Genomic DNA, 19,754 nt, shown 5'->3' with positions numbered 1-19,754 from the left:
AGAACAAGACGTGATGATTGTTCCAATTGGAGATTCCAATGACCGACACACCACCAACCAACACCGCGCGTCCGGCCACTTGGCAGGATGCGCTACATACCGGCGACGTTGTTGCTTTCCGCTTTCCCCATGAGACAGATGGCCCGAACCTTCCAAAGGTCCGTCCGGCACTGGTACTCGATGTGGAAGAGACAGATGTTGGTCGCTTCGCGTCTCTCGCCTACGGCACATCCAATCCGCGTTCCTGCAAGGCCGCCTACTGCGTAGATGTGCGCTCCGAGAAGGACCGCGCTTTAGCCGCACTTCACCTTCCAACGCGCTTCGATGCTTCGCGGCGGATTCTCGTGTCACTCGATCATCCCGGGTTCGAGCTGCACTCAGAGAAAGGGACGCCGGTGCTCGGACGCCTCAGCGGTCCTGCAAACGCCCGCATGCACAAGGTGCGGGCCCGCATTCACGCCGAACGCGATATCCGGCGCGATTATCTGGGCCGACAGCGGCGTAGGGCCGGTGGCCGCCGGCCTGTCACTGTTGAGCGACGGTCCAAGTTCCATAAAACCACATGGGAGACGATCAATGTCTAAGCTCAACATCGACTACGACCCGATCCAATCTGCGATCTTCCAAGCTCTCAGCCTCGCTCCCAGCGCGCACGACGCGCTGGACCAGTTGGTGGATTGCTGGACCGACATACAAAGTGCCAATGCCGCACGCCGTCTTGCGGTGCGGATTGCGCAGGAGAAGATTTTCTCTGCGCGGGACCTCGATGCGTTGGAGTGTATGCTGCTGCCGCTGATCGAAGTTGTCGACACTGGACGGCGCACCGAGTTCATATCGGATGAGAACCACGTGCGCGGCGGCTACCATATCGAAGAGTTGGAGCCGAAGGCGCGGGACCTGGAGAGCAAGATCCAGCCCCTGAAGTCGTTGCTCACAACCCTGCAAACACTTGGCCGACTGCGTCGATCCGAGCAAATAGCGCTGACGCTGCGCGGCGAGGATATGACCTGACCTGCAACGATCCGGAGGCGCAAAGGCGCTTTCGGATCAAACCATCCAAACTGTTTTTTGCAAAAATTCCGTCAGTCCCAAGTTCCGACTGCCACTCAAGGCAGACACCAACACAGGGACCCCGACATGGACCGTTCACCCCTTCAGTTCACCGCCCAGGCCGCCAACGCGCCACAGGGCGCAAAAAACCAGACCCAGATCGCCCTGCGCGGTTTACTCAAGTTGATGGCGCGCGCCGAGGTGCAAGCCATCGCGTCGCAACCCGCCGCCAATTTGAACCACCCAATCAAGGAAACGCCATGACTCTCCGCGCCGTCGTTTATGCTCGCTATAGCTCAGACTTGCAGAAAGCCACCTCGATCGAAGATCAAATTGCCGTGGCGGAACGCTTCTGCGCGCGTCAGGGCTGGGCGATTGTTAATGTCTTTGAAGACCGAGAGAAGTCAGGCAAAGACATGCGTCGTCCGGGCTTCCAGGCGATGAAGGCGGCAGCTGCGGCTCAGTCTTTTGATGTGGTCGTGGTGGAAGCCATCGACCGTCTCACACGCAAAGTCAAAGATGCGTTGAGCACGTACGACTTCTTCATGTTCCAGGATATCAAGCTGCACTCGATCCAGGAAGGTGAGCAGGACTTCATGAAGGTGCTCTTTGCGGGCTTTGGCGCGCAGATGTTCAGCCAGAAGATCTCGGATCATACCCGCCGCGGCATGCAAGGCGCGGTCACGCGGCACCGCTTGCACACCCGTGCGTTCGGCTACCGAAAGCGTGAGGCAGAAACCGGCACCAACCGGGAGATCGATCCCGATCAGGCGCGTATTGTGCGCCGTATCTTTGAAGAGTTTGCAACCGGTCGTTCGGCACAGTCGATTGCCGAAGGCCTCAACAAGGACCGTATCCCGGCGCCCAATGGTGGCTCATGGGATGGCTCTACGATCCGCGGCAATCCGTCTCGACGGGAAGGCATTCTGCGCAACCAGCTTTACATCGGGATCGCCAGCATTTGCCAGTTTACGCACACATATCACCCAAAGACCGGTCAGCGGAAACTCAAACCCACACCGGAAGACTATGTGGAGCAGGAGATCCCTGAATTGCGCATCATAGATCAGGTTCTTTGGGACGCCGTGCAGACCGAGCTGGCACGGAGGGCCGCGGACACACCCAAAGCGGCCAGTGCGGCGCGGCGCACCGTCTTTCTTCTGTCTGGCCTGTTAAAGTCCGGGTGCTGCGGAGCACCGTATGTCACCATCAACAAGACGAGCTACCGCTGCAGAGAAGCAAGGCGCGCCGCATGTAACAACAAACGTCCGATCTCGCGCAGACGCATTGAAGCGCGTGTGTTTGGGGCGCTGCGGGCGGCCTTTCGGTCAGACGACCTGCTAAAACGCTTTGAGCAGGCCCTGGAAGACGAACGCGGCAAGCTCGCAGACGGGCAGCTGGAGGCTGACCTCAGACGATTTGAAACGGCGCGCGACAGAGCAACCGCTGGGCGTGACAATATCCTCGCGGCTGTCGCTGAAGGCGCTCCATATTCCACGTTTAAAACCAAGGCGGGCGCTCTGGAGCAAGAAATTAGCGATTTGACGTCTTGTAAAACAGCACTTGAGGCACAGATCGCGCGCAGCCAGGCTGAGGTTGAAGATGCGCGCGCCATCTATGAGCGCGCGCTTAACAACTTCGAGCATCTGCTCTCTGACAAGGCTTATGTCGAGGAAGCGCATGGATATCTGGCGATGCTCATCGACAAGATCACGCTGATGCCAGACGAGCGAGCGCAACACGGGTTGCAAGCCGAGATGCATCTCAGGAGCGGAGCTCTGCTGGGTGGCAGCTCCGAGAACGAACCCGTTGTCGTCCCCTGTTGAGCGTGAGGGCGAGGAAATGGGCGAGAAGCAGAAATTCGCGGCAAACGAAAAAATCAATTCCCTATAAGAAAAAGGGGACATTCGTTTGTGTCCTTTTTCCGTCTCTGAAATGAAGGAGTGAATAGTCGCGCGTACTAAAAGTGGCCGCTACGTGTAGTGAAAGCTCAATATCTTTTGGAAATCAGTGTTCTAGAATTGGTTCACGTGAAATTTGGGCGCTGTGCGCTTGGATCAAGAAACTCCAAATCTTGGCCATTTTACCAGTACAATCAAGTCAGATTCCGTATGATTTAATCAGGACTTTGAGTGGACTGGCTTCATAGTCATTATTCCGGCTTCTGCAACGCTTAGCATGTCGATTAGGACATCTAATTTACCCCAATAGCCAGAGGTTCAAGTTACGGATGCGCAGATGATATCAGGCACAGGATTCTTCTCGAACAAGGACGGCGTAAGCCTTCAATGCCGATTCGCAACCTTGCTCCCAGATCATCGGGAGCCATCTACAAAACGCCTCTGAGAAAGGACTCGGTTGTGCCAAGTCGCCGTAAATCCGATTTAGTTCTAGCCACGCCATCGGACGTTCTTTCGCCGCTTTCGCCGTTTTGCAAAGATCATTCCAGATGGGATCATTTGCTTCGATCACACTCGCATCTTCCCGCGTACCGAAACACATACGTGCCCAGAGAGCCTCGACCAGCGCCAATCCTTCAACACTGCGCCCAGCGGCAAGCTGATCGCGCAGGATGGGCAAGACAAAACCGGGGTGGCGAGCAGAACCGTCGAAGGCTACGCGGCGGGTTGTATCCACAATTCGGGGGTTCGAGAAGCGATCTTCGACAAGCTCTACATATTGTGCGGGCGTTTTGCCTGGCACAGCGGCGACTGTAGGTGCGATTTCTGTGCGTTGGACTGTGCCAAAAAACGCTGCAAGTTCGGAATGCGCCATACAATCTGCAATCGTTTCGATCCCCAGTATTTCACCGACATTTGCAATGACCTGATGACCAGCGTTCAGGATTCGGATTTTCATAGTCTCAAATGAATGAACATTGTCCGAGAAGGTCGCGCCCACTTTTTCCCAATTCGGCCGCCCTACGCAAAACTTATCCTCAATGACCCATTGGCGAAAGGCTTCGTGCGTGACCAACGCATTGTCGATGATGCCAAAATCCGCGGCAAGCGCCAGCTCTTTGGGCCCATTGGAAGGTGCAATACAGTCAACCATGGAGTTTGGGAACGTCACTTCGGTGTCAATCCAATCAGCCAGATCTGCATCGGATAGGCGCGCTAAGGACACGACGGTTTGGCGTAGGATGTCCCCGTTCCCTTGCAGGTTGTCACAGCTGAGACAGGTGAACGGCCCATGACCGGCGGCATGGCGCAGGCGTAGAGCGGCGACAATTGCGCCGAAGGCGGTGATCGGCCTGTCGGGATTAGCCGCGTCGTGTTGCAGATCGGCGTGTGCGGCATCAAATTCCTTAGTGACCGGATCGATGTAGTAGCCGCTTTCAGTCACTGTCATTGCAACGATACGTATTGCGGGTTCCGCCATTTGAGAAATAAGCGTCGCATTGCTTTCTTCGATTGGCAGATAATCGATCATTGAGCCGATGACCTCGGCAGAGACAATTTTTGGATCAAGTTCAATCAGGGTGGTCAAACAATCCTGAGCAAGCAACTTCTCACGCATGGCTGCGTCATATGGACGTACGCCAGCACCGATAATGGCCCAGTCCTTTGCTTGGTTTGCTTGCATCAGGCGATGTAGGTACCAGGCCTGATGAGCGCGATGAAAGTTGCCAACGCCGATGTGAACAATTCCGGGTGTCAGGGTTGTGCGGTCATACCGAGGGTGTTCGACGGTCAATTGATCAAGTGTCGCGTTCGAAAGGGAGATTAGCTCATCCATTGTCCACCATCTACGTTATAGGTCTGCGCAACGATGTAATTTGCAGCATGACTTGCCAGAAAGACGGCCATACCTGTGAGGTCTTCTTGGGTGCCCATGCGCCCAAAGGGGACAGCGGCCCCAACTTCCCGCTTTTTTTGACCCAATTCTTTGTTCTCATATTTGGCAAAGAAGGCATCAACGACGTCCCAGTGTTCACCGTCCACAACACCGGGGGAGATCGCATTGACGTTGATTCCGTGCTTGATCAAGTCTAGCCCGGTAGATTGGGTCAGGCTGATCACTGCCGCTTTGGTGGCGCAGTAAACGGCGACAAGGGGTTCTCCGCGCCGGCCTGCTTGAGAGGCCATGTTTATGATTTTTCCGCCTTTACCGCGTGCGATCATGTGGCGGGCAACGGCCTGCGTCATGAAGAGTGTGCCGGAGACGTTCACATCAAACACGCGAGAATAATCTGTGCGATTGATCTCAACCAGGGGTGCCGCCGTGAAAAGTGCCGCATTATTGATTAGGATATCGATCTGCCCAAAGTGATCGATCGTGCGATTTACCCCTTCATCAATACTGACCTGATCGGTTACGTCCATGGGCAGAGACCAAGCCTGTTCTCCGAGTTCATTGGCCGTTAAGGCGATGCTGCGCGCGTCAATGTCTGCAACCGCAACCTGAGCGCCTTCGCGGATATAAGCGGCTGCAATGGCCCGCCCGATTCCGCGGGCGGCTCCTGTAATAAGAGCTGTCTTTCGCGCCAGTTGCATCACTCGATCCTAAGACCTTGCGCATCAAACTTGTGAATTTGCGTTGCATCCGGTGTCAGGTAGACCCGATCACCGTGTTTGAACGAAACATCACCTGCGGCACGCATGGTCATAGGATCACAACCTTCAATGCCATGTATGTGGATGAATGTGTCAGATCCCAAGTGCTCTGCAACACCGACTGTCCCCTGCCACAAACCTTCCTTGTCCGAGACGCTTAAATGCTCAGGGCGGATGCCAATGGTATGGGCAGCATGTTCCTCAGCCAACGCACCTTCAATCAGATTCATCTTAGGGCTGCCGATAAAGCCCGCCACGAACTTGTTGCGCGGACGGTGGTAAAGTTCCAGCGGAGAGCCGACCTGTTCGATTACACCGGCTTGCAACACGACTATCTTGTTGGCCATCGTCATGGCTTCAACCTGATCGTGGGTCACATAGATCATCGTAGTCTTCATACGTTCATGCATTTCGGTGATCTCGAGCCGCATTCCGACCCGCAAAGCTGCATCAAGGTTCGATAAAGGTTCGTCGAAAAGGAACGCAGATGGGTCACGGACAATGGCACGGCCAATGGCTACACGCTGACGTTGACCACCGGACAATTGGCCTGGTTTACGGTCCAAATAGTCGGTCAGGTTCAACGAATTTGCCGCCGCTGTTATGCGTTTTTCTTGCTCCTCCTCGCTCATGCCTGCCATCCGCATTGGAAAAGCAATATTTTTGCGAACGCTCATGTGCGGATAAAGCGCATAGGTCTGGAACACCATGGCAAGTCCGCGTTTGGAAGGGGAGATCTCTGTCACGTCCTCATCATCGATGAGCACTTTACCAGACGTTGCGTCCTCTAAACCCGCGATTACACGCAATAGGGTGGATTTACCGCAGCCTGATGGTCCGACAAACACAGCGAACTCGCCGTCTTCGATAGTTAAGTTCAACGGCGGGATGACTTCTGTCGAGCCAAAGCTTTTGGTTACGTTTTCAAGTACAATACGTCCCATGATCTTTTCCTATTTCACGGCGCCAAAGGTGAGACCTTGGACCAATTGTTTTTGACAGAACCAGCCCAACACAATGATGGGGCCGACTGCAGCAGCAGAGACAGCGGAGAGACGCCCAAAGAACAGACCTTCCGGCGCACGGTTACCTTCGATGAGCTTGGAGAGTGTTGCCGCCTCGGTAGTTGTGAGCCGGACGGTCCAATAGGCCTCGTTCCAACAGAAGATAAAGCACAATAGCGCGGTTGAGGCGATGCCGCCCCAGGCCAGCGGAATGAGGATTTCTCGGATCTCTCCCCAGGTATTCACGCCATCCATCTGCCCCGCTTCGATAATCTCTTTCGGGATCTCCTTAAAGTAGGTGAAAAGCATCCAAATCACGATGGGCAGGTTGATCAACATCAACACCACAATGACCATAAAATGGGTGTCAAACAGACCAAGACTCTTTGTCAGAAAGGTCATCGGGTACAACACCGCCGCTGCAGGCAGCATTTTCGTGGAGAGCATCCACATCAATACGTCCTTGGTCGCGCGTGTCGGCTTGAATGCCATGGCGTAGGCGCATGGAATACCCACTGCGAGTGCGAAAACCGTGGCGAAGACAGAAGTGATGACCGAATTGGTCGCGAAGCGCCAGTAGTCGTAGTTTTCGGTCATGTTTAGGTAATTCTCCAACGTAGGTGTGAAGAAGAATAGGAACTCAGGTTTCACCGCATCAGCGTCCGTCTTGAAGCTCGTCAGAACCAGCCAGAAGATTGGAAAGAAGAACAGAAGTCCCACTGCCCAAGCCAATATAGCGCGGCCGATATCTCCGTATTTCGAGGATTGTGCAACAATGGCCATAGGTCTGTTACTCCATCAATGTCTTGCCGACCATCCGCAGCAAGAAGATCGCAACGATGTTGGCAAGGATTACGGCGAATATCCCCGTAGCAGAGGCCGCGCCGATGTTGTTGTTGGCGAATTCGCCGATCAAGTAAGGCAGGTTTTTGTTGCCGTTGCCCCGGCTGACAATCTCAATCTCGGCATAGAGTGAGAGATGGAAGATCGCTTGGATCATCACTACGATCGCGATAGGCCGACCAAGGTGAGGCAGAGTCAGAAAGCGGAACTGCGACCACGCGCTGGCCCCATCCAGAATTGCCGCCTCTTTTTGCTGCTGATCCTCTGACTGTAACGACGTCATAAAGATTAGAACCGCAAATGGAGTCCATTGCCACGTGACCATCATGATCACAGCGTAGGCGGATGTCTGTGTGGCGCGGAAAGAAATTGGATTAAACTCCGGCCATAAGGAGAAGAATCCTCCGATCAACGGTGTGTTTCGAAGCCCGGCAACCGTCTCGTTTATTCCTGCGACCGCGATGCCCTGCAGGCCCAGAACAGGGTCAAGGATCATGTTGATCCACAACACCGCGTTCACGGCGGGCATCACAAAGAAGGGCGAAATCAGCAACACGCGAACGATTCCCTGGCCTGGGAAGGACTTGTTGATCAACACGGCAATCAATACTCCCAGAACAACGGTCAGGAAGAGAATGCTGCATACAATGAGAAGGCTATTCTGGATTGCGAACAGGAAGTCCTTGGACTTCAAAACAAACTCGTAGTTACCTAAACCGCGCCAGTTGCTTATAGATGGAGTTGTCCACTCAGGTCGACGCAGGTTGTTCAAGACGTAGCGGATAAACGAGAAGTAGAGCGTCATCGACAACGGCACTAGCATCCAGATCAGCAGTAAGATGACCGCTGGTGATTGAAGCATGCGTGGAAGTTTTCTATTAGACATGGCTAAGGACCCCCGCGAAGCAAATTGCTCGCAATGATATCAATAATTTCGTAAGTGATCGGTGGTCAGGTTGCTGGAGAACAGGACTTCTGTAAACCGCTGGTCTCTCAGCGCGAATAGTATTGGAGAGGGCCCGGATGAACCGGACCATCCATGTTATTCAAAGTCGTAGCTTAGTAGCCTGCTTCTTCCATGATGGATGCAGCAGCAGCCTGTGAAGCCGCCAAAGCGTCATCGACAGATTTGGCGCCAGACAGAGCAGCCGCGATTTCCTGCGCAACAGCGGAACCCACCTCTGGGAACTCAGGTATCGCTGCGAACTGAACACCAACGTATGGTTTCAGGTCTGTCGCTTCAGGCGCGGCTGACTCAATCGCTGCCATCTCAGCTGCCGCGAAACCTGCAACAGCTTGGAATTCGGGCAGAGCGTACGTTGATGCACGCTGACCAGTAGGGACTTTCGCCCAGCCGAACTCAGGGTGGTTCCCAACGGCCTGCACATAATCTTTGGAAGTAGCCCACTCGATGAAGGCTTTTGCTTCTTCCGCATTAGGTGTTCCGGCAGGAACAGCCATTGCCCACGCCCACAGCCAGTTCGCGCCAACTGGGTTACCAGCGTTTGGCGACTGCGCGTATTCAACACCGTCAACGGTCAAGAAGGAAGCTGCGATCGTAGCGTCGATCCACATGCCGCACTTGCCTTCGTTGTAGAGAGCGAGGATTTCGTTGAAGGAGTTTCCTTCCGATCCAGGAGGGCCATAGTTGCCCAAGAGGTCAACGTAGAAGTTGATTGCTGCTTTCCATTCGTCTGAATCGATGGTCGGTTTGAAATCCGCGTCGAACCAGGCACCACCGAAAGAATTTACCATAGTGGTGACGAAGGCCATATTGTCGCCCCAACCCGGCTTGCCGCGCAGACACGCACCGTAAATGCCGTTGTCAGGGTCATGCATTGCTGCCGCCGCCGCTTTGATATTGTCCCAGCTGTCGTTGTCAGCGATGGTTACACCTGCAGCGTCGGTCAGGTCTTTACGATACATAACCATGGAGCTTTCGCCGTAGAACGGTGCCGCATACATAGTGCCCTCGTGGGACAGACCAGCGCGAATTGCGGGCAGGATGTCGTCAGCGTCATAATCGGCACCGAAGTCCAGGGCCTCGATCCAACCAGCTGCACCCCAGATGGGCGCTTCCTGCATGCCGATGTTAATGACATCGTACTGACCGCCTCCGGTTGCGGTATCGGACGTGACTTGCTCACGCAGAACGCCTTCTTCGAGAGAAACCCAATTGAGTTTTACACCGGTTTCTTCTGTGTAGGCTTCTGCAACTTTCTGCATGTTGATCATGTGACCGTTGTTCACGATCGCGATTGTCAGTTCTTTGGCGTGACCGTCGGCAAGTGCGCCGCTGACTGCAAAAAGTGACACCGCCGTGGCAGAGAGTAGTGCTTTCTTGATGGACATCCCAATTTCCTCCTCCTTGGGTGATAAACAGGACGATACCGGGTGTCGCAACGCGAAGTCAATTAAAAATTTGCGCGCGTAAATATTTAGGTAATTTATTTATTTTAATAAATTGCTTAGGCGGAATCCCTCATGACTAATCGTCCCTCAAAGGTGGTTTCCGTACGTTCTGAAAGGCGCTCACCTTGCTCAAGCATCTCGAAAAGATCGTTGAATGCACGATTCGCGATGGCTTCATAGTCCTGCGCGATTGTGGTCAACGGAGGACAGGTGAATTTGGAGAAGGGGTGGTCGTCATGGCCAGCCACCCTTATGTCGCAACCCTCAGTGTGACCCACGCGTAGCCCAAGGCCGTAAGCTGCGGACAGCATGCCAATTGCCAAACGGTCATTGCTGCATAACACAGTGTTGGTGCTGAATGCTTTGGAAGATAGCAGCCGACCGCCTTCGGTTTTCCCGATTTCCTCGAAATGCCAACCCTCACCATCAGCCTGAAAAATAGACGGTTCACGTCCGTGCCTTTGCATGCTGTCGAGATAAGCCTGACGGCGCTTGTTGGCGTTTGGATTCGAGGGGGATTTCATTTCAAAAAAGCAGGGCGGCTCGCCACTGCGACACAGATACTCAACCATCATATCCACACTTTGCGCATTGTCCGTCCCAACAAATGCCTGACCGACGTCGCCTATATTCGCGTCAAAAAGAACTAAGGGGAAATCATGGCTGATGTCTTTAACCGCGTCCTCGTCGGACATCCGGCCAAAGGGGGCAAGCAACACACCAGCTGGCTTCAAGGACCGCAAAGACAGCAAGTTTTCTCGTTCCATCTCGGGGCTACCATGAGAACTTGCCAAAATTGGGCTGTAGCCAGCGTCTATACACGCAAGTTCGACCCGCCTGGCGATCTCGGAGAAAAATGGGTCTGCAAGGTTCGGGACCACAATGCCGATGTTCTTTGTCGTGCGCCGGTTTTGATTCATTGCAAAGACGTTAGGCTGGTAATCGTACTTCTTCAACGAGGCCTCGATCCTTGCACGTGTAGAAGCGCGCACACTGCCGGGATCATTGAAATACTTCGACACAGTAGGCCGCGAGATGCCGCTTACTGCAGCAAATTCTTCCATATTGCGAATTTTCGAGTATCTCATTTTTACACCTGATGACGAAAAAGATGGCGCGCGGTAACTTAAATGTTTTACGAAGTGCCCCCGCGTCACGTCAAGGGATTACCCGGATTTGGTCGCTTTGTGCTCCGTCGGCGACGTAGAAATTCCACTTATTACAAACTTGAGCGACATGCCACTGTGGTGGAGATGCTAACCTTAACATTTTTGGATTGGCGGCGATGCAGGGTGCATGCGCCGCATCGCTAATCGATTGAGAACCACAGCTTTGGGTCAGGTTTTGACGTTCGCGCTTGAGGCAATGTTTCAGAAAGACCGCAATCAGCATTGATCACTTCTTGACCACATTTAAAAGTGCTACTTTCGAACGGGCAAAGGGCGCTGCCCCCTCGGCCTTGCGGCCTCACCCCCAGGATATTTTGGGCCAGATGAAGAGCGGATCAGCAATTCAGGGCTGATGAGAGGTTATCCCGACGTTTGAGCGGGCCAAGGTCGGTCACGTGCCAGCCATCCTTATAGGAAACACTAATGATCCGTGCCCAGTCCGCGCTGGCGACGATCAGTTCGGGATGGTCGTCGCATATGCGTAGCCCGCCGGAAATGAAGTCCTCACCGATCTTGTGATTGGTCAAACCGGGCAGAGCAGCGATTTCGGTCAGGCCGCCGTCTTTGAAGCGCCAGATGCGCAGTGTTTTGGCGAGGTGCGGACGGTCGATGTAAGCGATTTCGACATGGCCATCGCCATCCAGATCGGCGGCGCCGATTGGGGCGAGCCAGCGGAAACGGGTACCGATATGGGGCGTGGCGGCGACTTTCTTGCCGCTTGCGTCGTAGATGGAGAGCTGTGCGCCAAGTTGGTCCTGAGATTCGACGACAATCGCCTCGGGCGTGCCGTCCGCACCAATGTCCAAAAGCCGTGGTGCGAGATCTTCAAAAACGCGATCTTCGGATAGGCGAATGGTTACGGTCTTTAGGTTTGAATCGGTATTTTGAACACGGAGTTCCAATGCACCATATTCAACATTGTCGCCCAAGACCCCATGCGCATAGCGTGTGGTTGGTTCTGTAAATTTGGCCGCTTTAATTTGATCGGCAGCTGTTGCTGTGCCAAAGGCCGATGCCCAAAGGCACAGAGCTGTCAGTGCGCCGCGTGCCCGGGTTCGCCACAGGCGGGCGGACAGGCGCGGCGCTTTGGAGATCATCAGATCTGTTTTTCCGGCATCTGCACGACCAGACCGTCCAGCGCGTCGGTGACCTTAATCTGGCAGGTCAAGCGCGAGCGGGCCGGGTCGGGCTCATAGGCAAAGTCCAGCATGTCTTCTTCCATGTCATCCTTGGCCGGGATCTTCTCGACCCAGTCGGCGTGGATATAGACATGGCAGGTCGAGCAGGCGCAGGCGCCGCCGCAATCGGCCTCGATGCCGGGAATGTTGTTGTCACGGGCCCCTTCCATGACGGTCAGTCCGTTGGCGACCTCGACAGTGTGTTCGGTACCGCCGTGCTCGACATAGGTGATCTTTGCCATTGCGTGCGTCTTCCTTTTGCGATGTTCGAATTCTTCCTTAGTCAAGGCATTTAGGTCTTTCCAGCCTCATTTGCGACTCCTGAGGCCGTGTCTGGACTTTCTTGGCGTTTGTTCTATTTTTGTTCTCATGCTTGTTACCTCTTTTCATCCTGTGGTTTCCAACCAGAACTGGCCACGTCCGCCATCTTGTTTGCCGTCAAACCAGTTGACTGCACCGCCCGAAGGCGCGCGCGTGGCCGTGGCCGGGCTGGTTATCCTGCGGCAGAGGCCGGGGACGGCCAAGGGGGTGATCTTTCTGACGCTCGAGGATGAGACCGGGATCGTGAATGTGGTGGTGTGGCGCAAAATTTACGAGCAATTCCGCCGCGCGGTGATTTCAGGGCGGTTGCTGAAGGTGACGGGCCGGATGCAGCGGGCGCATTCGGTGACTCATGTGATTGCGGAAGAGATCGAAGATATCTCGGGCATGCTGGATGTGCTGGTGCGGGGTGAGGGGCATTAAAGCAATCTGCGTATAGTCAGGCCTCTGGACAGGGCGCTTTGTTGGTCATAGCCCGGACAGGTATCGAAGCGGATAAGAGGGTGCGATGGCAAACGGACATTTTCTGTGGACGGACCTGTCCACCTACGACATGCGTGCTGCCAGAGCGGACTATGCCGAGTTATTCGATTGGTCATTTGACAAAGAAGATACCTATGACTTTGCCACCATCGGCGGGCAGGAAGTCGCGGCGGTTTTCCCGATGCCGGATCGCTTGGCGAAAATGAACATGCCGTCTTTTTGGGTGTCTTATGTCCATGTCGATGATCTGGACGCGAAAGTTGAAAGCGCCCGGACACATGAGGGCGTCATCATCGAGGTAGAACCTCAACCCTTCGGCGACGCAGCGCGTATCGCGCTGGTTCGGGATCCATCTGGCGCAGGCTTTACGATGTATGAAGGGCCGGACATCCAGACCGGAGCGCCGGGTGCTGGCAAGGTCATAAGCCGATTCCACCACGTTCCTGACATCATGCTGATCGCACCGTTTTATGCGGACCTGTTTGGGTGGCGCTTTGAGAAAAGCTCAGTAAGCCCATGGCCATGCTATGAAATACGCCATCCCAACGGAGCAGTTATCGCACAGGCCGAAGAGGTGCCCGAGGCCATCCGTGGAAAGTTTCGCTATTGGATGCCGTGTTTTGGTGTCAGGTCGGTTGGCGATACCCTTCGGCAAATCGAGGCACGGGATGGGCATCATCACAATGGCTTGCCAGAGGGGCGCGTTTTGGTGTCAGACCGGCAAGGGGCTCATTTCATGATCCAGAATGCGGGTCAGAATGCCGCTGCGGTCGGTGAAACCCCGCATGTGACCGAAAGAAATACGACCGATGGAATAGCCTGGAAGTCGCTGGTCGCATTGGCTTGTGTCTGGCTGGCCGTGATCATGGATTTACAGGTGTTCTGGGGTGTCCTGTTTTTGATCTGGGCATGTCTGGCGCTAAAATCCGGGCGCGCCGACTTTGTTGAACCAATTGACCGCGCGACTCGACCTTTGATGTTTTGGCTGATCACCGGAACATGGATAGTTCTGAGTTCTTGGGTGATACTCGGGTCGGTTTTCGGCGGCTGGTGATCCCCTTCGAAGTTGAAAGGGGACCGGCGATGGATCAGTTGATTTTCAATCGCTTGCACCCATGCGAAAATTTCCGTTCAGGCAGGAAGAAATACTCATTTTTAACCCACCTAAGTGCTTAAAGCGCTTTTCCGCCAATCTGGCGTCCATTGGTCGACTCTCAGAAGTAGGGCAGGTATCTGAATGCGTCTTTGCGCGTCGGCCTGTGTCCGGGATTAGGTTCGATCATGCAATACTCAACATCTTCTCAGAGTCAGTCAGGATGACTAACGTAACACAACATAAATCGCTCGATGAAACCACCGATCTAGAGGAAAACCACCTCCGTAACAGCCTTGCTGAACTCGTAAAACTCACGCGGTCAAAGGGGTGTATACACACCGCCAGAATGATCGAAGAGGCGTTAAGCGCATACGTCTTCGAGTGTAAACACCTTGGGGTCGCTGAAGAATACCGTTCAGAGTTGCAGCATCTGAAGGGCACGGAATTTTCACGGTCGATAGGGGACACGGACGGGAAACAGCGTGGGGTTCCGAATTTCTGTTCGAGGCGCTCCAGACTGCCGGATAGTTTCCCCTTCGATGCCACCAGCACATCAGTCGACCCGGTGCGGAAGACAACGTCAAAACAATCAGCACTTGTCTTGACGACCGGGATGCGTGTTGACGGCAGGAACAAAACAAAGTTGCGCAGCGGACATTGGACAGGCAAACCGATGCGCTTTCCTGCGGAGCCTGAATTCCAGTTTCGTTGACAAACTGCGCCGCGCTCAAAGCCTTGAATGGGCTTCATCGTGTTCTAAGGTAGGGAAGTTTCGCTGTAGAGCAGGATCAAATCTGCTATGGCGTGGTTATGAAAGCATCAGGGCCGATGCAGGCCAATATGGCTTTTCGGGGAATGCGCCTGCGTTCAGAACATGAGGCCATGTAAATATCTTCGTGCGTGTCGGCGATGTCCCATCACACGATGGCGCGTAAGTGTGCAAAAGTACTTCTGTCCTGAAGCGCTGTATCAAAGCCTGCGGTTGGCACGTTCATTTCACACGGATCGTTGCCGATTTCTACTCGCATTCAACGCTTGAACAAAACCCCTTGCGATTGCTTGTCCCGGTGATCCCCACGCAGGTCAGCGTGCAATGCACGGCCAGCCTGGACGCCGGGGCGGGCGCTGACGGTTTCAAGCCAGCGGGCGAAATGAGGCGTGTTTTCAAGTACATGCTGCTGCCCTTCCCACAGGCTGGCCCAGCCCCAGATGGACATGTCGGCGATGGAGTAAAAATCGCCCGCGACGTACTCGTTCTCAGCCAATCGGCGATCCAACACGCCGTATAGACGGGCGACCTCGGTGCGGTAGCGGTCCTTGGCATAAGGCAGGTCCTGTGGTGGGTCCAGCTGAGGGGCATATTTAAGAAAGTGATGCGCCTGACCGGCCATGGGGCCGACGCCGCCCATCTGCCACATCAGCCATTCCTCGACCGCAATCCGTTCACGTTCGGTCTTGCCATAAAACCGCCCGGTCTTGCGGGCCAGATACATCAGGATCGCACCGCTTTCGAACACGGAAACGGGCGCACCATCAGGACCATCGGGATCGACGATGGCAGGCATCCGGTTGTTGGGGGCGATCTTCAGAAACTCTGGGTCGAATTGATCGCCCTTGCCGATATTGATCAGGTGAGTGGTGTAAGGCAGTTCCATCTCTTCCAGTGCGATGGAAACTTTCCAGCCGTTTGGCGTGGGCCAGAAATACAGGTCGATCATGGTATCTCCTCAGGTTGCAGAGATCATGAGGCTTTCTGGGCAAACGGCAAGAGGGCTTGAGGCCGAGGAAGAGCAAAAAGCCGTGACCAGCGGCGATGGGGACGGGGTGGGACACCAACGCTCAATGAAGTCAGGCTGAGGGCATTCGGATCTCGTAACAAGGCGTTGTAGACCTGCAGAATACCCGGGCGGGTATAGCTGGACCAATGGCATACGCGGCGTTCCGGAGCAGTGATCGGAAAGATCAGTTTGGACAGATGATACAGCGTTGCCGGGCAATCGATCTGCAAGATGACCGCGTTTGCCGCTTCAAGACCATCGCCAATGCTGCGATCCCCTTTTTGGGGTGGTTGAATCAGCAACTCGTATAACGCGTCGAACAGGTCGTTCTCGCGGCTTATGACATTGATGAATTCGACGTGTTGCCCCGCAGCGGTGGCCAGGGCCTAAATGGTTCGGCTGTGATACGAAGCACCGGTTATCGAAATGATTCGGCTCAGCGCTTTGGGAGGAATGTGTTGCTTCGCCTCGAGCACCGGTTCCGTACCCATGGAGTGGCCCAGGAAATGGATAGGGCGACTTGGGTTCAGGCGGTGCAGTTCGGTTATGGTTTCAGCCAGTACGTGCCCGGCCTCAATGGCACGGCGATGTGCCACCCGAACGCGATGGCCAGACCTTCGTCTTCGAACCCGGCCCCAAAGCCCAGTTGTTACGGCCAGCTTGGGCTGTACCAGGGTGCGGCCCCGGGTTGCAAAGACAGAATATGCCGGTGAGGGCAGGCGTTCACATCGTCGGGTCGGTATTTGTAGCCGTGGGTCATGATGACAACCGGGCCGTCTGTACCGCTGGCTCGTCGCAGAACCTCCATCACGGGACGGGACCTACCGTACAGATGGGCCTGATCGTCTACAGCATTGATCCTGATAATTGGCATTGGCTCTGCCTCACACAAGATGTTGTGGTACCGATCTGTCATAACGCTATGACGTTTTGGTGAATGCTTGGTTACAGAACCGTGACGATGCGCCTGCCGGGGTTGACGAATTTGCGAGTGCGGCGTAAGGGCAACATCACAGACCACGTGGCGATTTGTTACCGGATTGCGGGCCACGCTAAACAACACCGCTAAAAGGTCAGGATGAAAGACCCCTTTCGCTTGGCCGCGTCTGGGGTTTTTTGTTTGCCTCCGCCGGAGGCTGAAAGGAAAGAGATGAGCGAGAACTGGAACAAACGCACCCAAGCCGTCCATGGCGGCATCCGCCGCAGTCAGTATAACGAGGTGAGCGAGGCGATTTTCCTGACGCAGGGCTTCGTTTACGAAAATGCTGAACAGGCCGAGGCCCGGTTTCTGGAATGCGGCCCCGATGAGTTCATCTATGCCCGTTATGGCAACCCCACCGTGTCGATGTTCGAACAGCGCATCGCGGCGCTGGAAGGGGCCGAAGACGCCTTTGCGACGGCATCGGGCATGGCGGCTGTCAACGGTGCGTTGACCTCAATGCTGAAAGCTGGCGACCATATTGTGTCCGCCAAAGCCTTGTTTGGGTCCTGCCTGTACATTGTCGAAAACATCCTGACCCGATTTGGCGTTGATGTGACCTTTGTTGACGGTACTGATCTTGAGCAATGGAAAGCAGCGATCCGGCCCAACACCAAGGCGGTGTTCTTCGAATCCATGTCGAACCCGACACTGGAAGTGATCGATATCGCGTCGGTGGCAAAGCTGGCCCATGCCGTTGGCGCCCTTGTCGTGGTGGACAACGTCTTCTCGACACCAGTCTTTTCGCGCGCGATCGAACAGGGTGCAGATGTTGTCATCTATTCGGCGACCAAACACATTGACGGTCAGGGCCGCGCGCTGGGCGGAGTGATCATCGGCACCCGGGATTTCATCCGCGGTACGGTCGAGCCGTACCTGAAGCATACCGGTGGTGCGCTTAGCCCGTTCAACGCCTGGGTCATGCTGAAAGGTCTGGAAACCATGGCTCTGCGCGTAAATGCGCAGGCTGAAAGCGCGCAAAAGATCGCTGAGGCCCTGGAAGGGAACCCAGCGCTGGAGCGTACCCTGTATCCCGGCCTGAAAACCCATGCACAGAATGCATTGGTGCGGACGCAGCTTGGCGGCAAGGGCGGCACGGTTCTGTCGCTGGACATCAAAGGCGGCAAGGACGCGGCCTTTGCCTTTTTGAACGCGATGACAATCCCTGTGATTTCCAACAATTTGGGCGATGCCAAATCCATCGCAACGCACCCGGCCACAACGACGCACCAACGTCTGAGCGATGAGCAGAAAGGCGAGTTGGGCATTGCGCCAGGACTGGTTCGTTTTTCTGTTGGTCTGGAAGACGTCAATGACCTGTTGGCCGATATTCAGCAGGCTTTGGAAGTCTCACAGAAATAACCCGTATTAGCGCGCGCACCTTTTTGTCGGGCTGTTACCTGACATCGGAGTGCCGCTTGAAAATCTATCCGAATGGGTTGCTTCTTGGGCCGCATCCCGCTGATAGAACCAAAAAAGGGCGCAAACTGTTGCAAATTGACGGTTTGGCGCCGCTTTTTTCGATCCGGACTGCTATTGCAAACGTATCGGGATAGACTGGAAAAGGAACTTCAGTCGTATATAGTCCGACGATCAATCGAGGAACCGCATCCGATGAACGTTCACCCGCGCGACATTGATGAGACACCTGACCGCGAAAAGGCTGCCGAGGCCCTGAAAGTGCTGCGGCAGTGGGCAAAAACGGCGTCTGCGTCCGAGATCAGCCAATTGGATCCGGCGATCGCGCGTCTGGTGCCGGGGTTGGATGCGGTGAATTATCCTTCGCTCTCGCGCGAGTATCCAGAGGATTTCGCAGTAGATGCCGCTTATCGGGCGTCGTTGCCGGACTTGCAGAATGGTCCATCCAGCCTGATCCGCGGGGCCAAGCAGCAAATCCAGCATGTGGGCATTTCGAATTTCCGCCTGCCGATCCGTTTTCACCGGAAAGAGGGTGATGATCTGTCGCTTGAGACATCGATCACAGGTACCGTCAGTCTGGAGGCCGAGAAGAAGGGCATCAACATGTCCCGGATCATGCGGTCTTTCTACAAACATGCGGAACGCACCTTCAGCTTCGAGGTTATGGAAGCAGCGCTTGACGACTACATGACCGATCTGGACAGCTTTGATGCCCGCATTCAGATGCGGTTTTCCTATCCGGACAAGGTAAAGAGCCTGCGCTCGGGTCTGGAGGGCTATCAGTACTACGACATTGCGTTGGAACTGGTCGAACAAAACGGTGTGCGTCAGAAGATCATGCATCTGGATTATGTGTACTCCTCGACCTGTCCATGCTCGCTGGAACTAAGCGAACACGCCCGTTCTATGCGCGGGCAACTTGCAACGCCGCATTCACAGCGCTCGGTGGCGCGTATTTCGGTTGTGGTGGATTGCGATGCTGATTGCCTGTGGTTTGAAGACCTGATTGCGCTATGTCGTCGGGCCGTTCCGACCGAAACGCAGGTCATGGTCAAACGCGAAGACGAACAGGCATTTGCCGAGCTGAACGCCGCCAACCCGATTTTCGTCGAAGACGCCGCGCGCCTGTTCTGTGCCGAGCTGTTGGCGGATCACCACGTGGGCGATTTCCGTGTCGTTGCCAGCCACCAGGAGAGTTTGCACAGCCATGACGCCGTGTCGATTCTGACCGAGGGCCCAACATTTGAAACGCCCAGCCTTGACCCTCGATTGTTCACAACCCTGTTTCATGTTGGATGAGTTCCCCCACGTAAGCGGTTAGAATTTAATCAGGGATTGCATCGATCAGCGTTCTTTCGCCGCAATGCAGCAAAAATGCTGCACTTGCGCATTGTTTTCCTGTATACTCGAAGAGAATGCAGCAGACGTACGCCTGCCTTCGGGAAGGTGTGCGTCCCCGAAAGGAT

20 protein-coding genes and 1 riboswitch are annotated in these 19,754 nt (G+C 54.8%); of the genes, 8 read left to right on the top strand and 12 right to left on the bottom strand.

Translation table 11 applies throughout. The annotated features are described in order from the left end of the window. Positions 1-38: 38 nt before the first annotated feature. The 4 genes from ALB80_RS03425 to ALB80_RS03415 all read left to right on the top strand — a co-directional run bounded on the left by ALB80_RS03425 (position 39) and on the right by ALB80_RS03415 (position 2,876). Positions 39-584, top strand: a complete 546-nt coding sequence (locus ALB80_RS03425; protein WP_050602638.1) for a hypothetical protein — start codon at positions 39-41, stop codon at positions 582-584. Next, entirely contained in the window at positions 577-1,011 is a 435-nt protein-coding gene (locus ALB80_RS03420; protein WP_050602637.1) for a hypothetical protein, read from the top strand. The genes ALB80_RS03425 and ALB80_RS03420 overlap by 8 nt, the downstream gene beginning before the upstream one ends. Positions 1,012-1,137: 126 nt before the next feature. Next, positions 1,138-1,314 carry a hypothetical protein gene (locus ALB80_RS22120; RefSeq protein WP_157054137.1) on the top strand — a complete coding sequence of 59 codons (177 nt, stop codon included), beginning with the start codon at positions 1,138-1,140 and terminating at the stop codon, positions 1,312-1,314. After that, a complete protein-coding gene (locus ALB80_RS03415; protein WP_050602636.1) occupies positions 1,311-2,876 on the top strand; it encodes a recombinase family protein in 1,566 nt (521 codons plus the stop codon). Before ALB80_RS22120 ends, ALB80_RS03415 begins: the two co-directional genes overlap by 4 nt. A gap of 418 nt (positions 2,877-3,294) precedes the next feature. Here the strand turns inward: ALB80_RS03415 and ALB80_RS03410 are convergent, their stop codons facing one another. From ALB80_RS03410 to ALB80_RS03370, 10 genes are all read right to left on the bottom strand, one after another. Next, entirely contained in the window at positions 3,295-4,788 is a 1,494-nt protein-coding gene (locus tag ALB80_RS03410) for a mannitol dehydrogenase family protein (RefSeq protein ID WP_050602635.1), read from the bottom strand. After that, the gene (locus ALB80_RS03405; protein ID WP_157054147.1) at positions 4,776-5,546 is read right to left on the bottom strand and encodes an L-iditol 2-dehydrogenase; all 771 of its coding nucleotides are present in this window, start codon (positions 5,544-5,546) and stop codon (positions 4,776-4,778) included. Before ALB80_RS03405 ends, ALB80_RS03410 begins: the two co-directional genes overlap by 13 nt. Then, a complete protein-coding gene (locus tag ALB80_RS03400; RefSeq protein WP_050602633.1) occupies positions 5,546-6,550 on the bottom strand; it encodes an ABC transporter ATP-binding protein in 1,005 nt (334 codons plus the stop codon). The genes ALB80_RS03405 and ALB80_RS03400 overlap by 1 nt, the downstream gene beginning before the upstream one ends. 9 nt (positions 6,551-6,559) lie before the next feature. Further along, positions 6,560-7,393, bottom strand: coding sequence for a carbohydrate ABC transporter permease (locus tag ALB80_RS03395; RefSeq protein WP_050602632.1), 834 nt, complete (start codon positions 7,391-7,393; stop codon positions 6,560-6,562). 7 nt (positions 7,394-7,400) lie between these two features. After that, entirely contained in the window at positions 7,401-8,339 is a 939-nt protein-coding gene (locus ALB80_RS03390; RefSeq protein WP_050602631.1) for a carbohydrate ABC transporter permease, read from the bottom strand. Positions 8,340-8,512: 173 nt separating this feature from the next. Beyond that, positions 8,513-9,805: a sugar ABC transporter substrate-binding protein gene (locus ALB80_RS03385; RefSeq protein ID WP_050602630.1), complete on the bottom strand. Its 1,293-nt coding sequence runs from the start codon at positions 9,803-9,805 to the stop codon at positions 8,513-8,515. A gap of 116 nt (positions 9,806-9,921) precedes the next feature. Beyond that, positions 9,922-10,953, bottom strand: coding sequence for a LacI family DNA-binding transcriptional regulator (locus ALB80_RS03380; RefSeq protein WP_050602629.1), 1,032 nt, complete (start codon positions 10,951-10,953; stop codon positions 9,922-9,924). A 70-nt stretch (positions 10,954-11,023) separates the two neighbouring features. Beyond that, positions 11,024-11,257: a hypothetical protein gene (locus ALB80_RS22115; protein WP_157054136.1), complete on the bottom strand. Its 234-nt coding sequence runs from the start codon at positions 11,255-11,257 to the stop codon at positions 11,024-11,026. A gap of 112 nt (positions 11,258-11,369) precedes the next feature. Then, positions 11,370-12,131: a VCBS repeat-containing protein gene (locus ALB80_RS03375; RefSeq protein WP_050602628.1), complete on the bottom strand. Its 762-nt coding sequence runs from the start codon at positions 12,129-12,131 to the stop codon at positions 11,370-11,372. After that, a complete protein-coding gene (locus ALB80_RS03370) occupies positions 12,131-12,454 on the bottom strand; it encodes a 2Fe-2S iron-sulfur cluster-binding protein (RefSeq protein WP_050602627.1) in 324 nt (107 codons plus the stop codon). Before ALB80_RS03370 ends, ALB80_RS03375 begins: the two co-directional genes overlap by 1 nt. A gap of 127 nt (positions 12,455-12,581) precedes the next feature. Between ALB80_RS03370 and ALB80_RS03365 the strand changes: the two genes are divergently transcribed. After that, positions 12,582-12,956, top strand: a complete 375-nt coding sequence (locus ALB80_RS03365) for an OB-fold nucleic acid binding domain-containing protein (protein WP_050602626.1) — start codon at positions 12,582-12,584, stop codon at positions 12,954-12,956. Positions 12,957-13,041: 85 nt separating this feature from the next. Continuing rightward, complete coding sequence (locus ALB80_RS03360; RefSeq protein WP_050602625.1) at positions 13,042-14,070, top strand: VOC family protein; 1,029 nt, start codon at positions 13,042-13,044, stop codon at positions 14,068-14,070. Positions 14,071-15,140: 1,070 nt separating this feature from the next. On the opposite strand, the gene ALB80_RS03350 is transcribed toward ALB80_RS03360, so the two are convergent. Next, the gene (locus ALB80_RS03350; protein ID WP_050602623.1) at positions 15,141-15,830 is read right to left on the bottom strand and encodes a glutathione S-transferase N-terminal domain-containing protein; all 690 of its coding nucleotides are present in this window, start codon (positions 15,828-15,830) and stop codon (positions 15,141-15,143) included. A gap of 709 nt (positions 15,831-16,539) precedes the next feature. Further along, the gene (locus ALB80_RS22580) at positions 16,540-16,764 is read right to left on the bottom strand and encodes a hypothetical protein (protein WP_253276806.1); all 225 of its coding nucleotides are present in this window, start codon (positions 16,762-16,764) and stop codon (positions 16,540-16,542) included. 137 nt (positions 16,765-16,901) lie between these two features. After that, positions 16,902-16,979: riboswitch (SAM riboswitch) on the top strand. A gap of 61 nt (positions 16,980-17,040) precedes the next feature. Between ALB80_RS22580 and metZ the strand changes: the two genes are divergently transcribed. Together metZ and folE2 are read left to right on the top strand one after the other, a co-directional pair. Continuing rightward, positions 17,041-18,231 (top strand): O-succinylhomoserine sulfhydrylase, encoded by a 1,191-nt coding sequence (gene metZ / locus ALB80_RS03345; protein ID WP_050602622.1) that lies wholly within the window; start codon positions 17,041-17,043, stop codon positions 18,229-18,231. A 252-nt stretch (positions 18,232-18,483) separates the two neighbouring features. Next, complete coding sequence (gene folE2, locus ALB80_RS03340; protein WP_050603001.1) at positions 18,484-19,587, top strand: GTP cyclohydrolase FolE2; 1,104 nt, start codon at positions 18,484-18,486, stop codon at positions 19,585-19,587. Positions 19,588-19,754: the final 167 nt, after the last annotated feature.

The organism is Ruegeria sp. 6PALISEP08 (assembly GCF_001238295.1).
Taxonomy (GTDB): Bacteria; Pseudomonadota; Alphaproteobacteria; order Rhodobacterales; family Rhodobacteraceae; genus Ruegeria.
This window is presented reverse-complemented; position numbering and strand designations above follow the sequence as displayed.

Bases quoted from the DNA above. Each gene is read 5' to 3' on its own strand.
- folE2 (WP_050603001.1), top strand. From the start codon at position 18,484: ATGAACGTTCACCCGCGCGACATTGATGAGACACCTGACCGCGAAAAG.
- ALB80_RS22120 (WP_157054137.1), top strand. From the start codon at position 1,138: ATGGACCGTTCACCCCTTCAGTTCACCGCCCAGGCCGCCAACGCGCCA.
- ALB80_RS03405 (WP_157054147.1), bottom strand. From the start codon at position 5,546: ATGCAACTGGCGCGAAAGACAGCTCTTATTACAGGAGCCGCCCGCGGA.
- ALB80_RS03380 (WP_050602629.1), bottom strand. From the start codon at position 10,953: ATGAGATACTCGAAAATTCGCAATATGGAAGAATTTGCTGCAGTAAGC.
- ALB80_RS03360 (WP_050602625.1), top strand. From the start codon at position 13,042: ATGGCAAACGGACATTTTCTGTGGACGGACCTGTCCACCTACGACATG.
- ALB80_RS03370 (WP_050602627.1), bottom strand. From the start codon at position 12,454: ATGGCAAAGATCACCTATGTCGAGCACGGCGGTACCGAACACACTGTC.
- ALB80_RS03395 (WP_050602632.1), bottom strand. From the start codon at position 7,393: ATGGCCATTGTTGCACAATCCTCGAAATACGGAGATATCGGCCGCGCT.
- metZ (WP_050602622.1), top strand. From the start codon at position 17,041: ATGAGCGAGAACTGGAACAAACGCACCCAAGCCGTCCATGGCGGCATC.
- ALB80_RS03410 (WP_050602635.1), bottom strand. From the start codon at position 4,788: ATGGATGAGCTAATCTCCCTTTCGAACGCGACACTTGATCAATTGACC.
- ALB80_RS03420 (WP_050602637.1), top strand. From the start codon at position 577: ATGTCTAAGCTCAACATCGACTACGACCCGATCCAATCTGCGATCTTC.
- ALB80_RS03350 (WP_050602623.1), bottom strand. From the start codon at position 15,830: ATGATCGACCTGTATTTCTGGCCCACGCCAAACGGCTGGAAAGTTTCC.
- ALB80_RS22580 (WP_253276806.1), bottom strand. From the start codon at position 16,764: ATGCCAATTATCAGGATCAATGCTGTAGACGATCAGGCCCATCTGTAC.
- ALB80_RS03415 (WP_050602636.1), top strand. From the start codon at position 1,311: ATGACTCTCCGCGCCGTCGTTTATGCTCGCTATAGCTCAGACTTGCAG.
- ALB80_RS03400 (WP_050602633.1), bottom strand. From the start codon at position 6,550: ATGGGACGTATTGTACTTGAAAACGTAACCAAAAGCTTTGGCTCGACA.
- ALB80_RS22115 (WP_157054136.1), bottom strand. From the start codon at position 11,257: ATGCTGATTGCGGTCTTTCTGAAACATTGCCTCAAGCGCGAACGTCAA.
- ALB80_RS03425 (WP_050602638.1), top strand. From the start codon at position 39: ATGACCGACACACCACCAACCAACACCGCGCGTCCGGCCACTTGGCAG.
- ALB80_RS03385 (WP_050602630.1), bottom strand. From the start codon at position 9,805: ATGTCCATCAAGAAAGCACTACTCTCTGCCACGGCGGTGTCACTTTTT.
- ALB80_RS03365 (WP_050602626.1), top strand. From the start codon at position 12,582: ATGCTTGTTACCTCTTTTCATCCTGTGGTTTCCAACCAGAACTGGCCA.
- ALB80_RS03375 (WP_050602628.1), bottom strand. From the start codon at position 12,131: ATGATCTCCAAAGCGCCGCGCCTGTCCGCCCGCCTGTGGCGAACCCGG.
- ALB80_RS03390 (WP_050602631.1), bottom strand. From the start codon at position 8,339: ATGTCTAATAGAAAACTTCCACGCATGCTTCAATCACCAGCGGTCATC.